Source organism: Neisseria sp. P0001.S005 (assembly GCF_051963715.1).
On record NZ_JBQCTZ010000810.1, the window covers coordinates 1 to 353 of the forward strand.

Annotated in this window: 1 protein-coding gene; it reads left to right on the forward strand. The window is 47.9% G+C overall.

Features of this window, described 5'->3' with window-relative positions; genetic code table 11:
* On the forward strand, window positions 1–353 hold a 353-nt coding region (locus tag ACTHSP_RS23000), incomplete at both ends, for a GTP-binding protein (RefSeq protein WP_440347127.1).

Below are 353 nucleotides of genomic sequence, written 5' to 3' on the forward strand. Positions count from 1 at the left end.
CATGGTAAAACCACTCTGACTGCTGCTTTGACTACTATTTTGGCTAAAAAATTCGGTGGTGCTGCAAAAGCTTACGACCAAATCGACAACGCTCCTGAAGAAAAAGCTCGTGGTATTACCATTAATACCTCACACGTAGAATACGAAACTGAAACCCGTCACTACGCGCACGTAGACTGCCCGGGCCACGCCGACTACGTTAAAAACATGATTACCGGTGCTGCACAAATGGACGGCGCGATCTTGGTATGTTCCGCAGCTGACGGTCCTATGCCTCAAACTCGCGAACACATCCTGTTGGCTCGCCAAGTAGGTGTACCTTACATCATCGTATTCATGAACAAATGCGACAT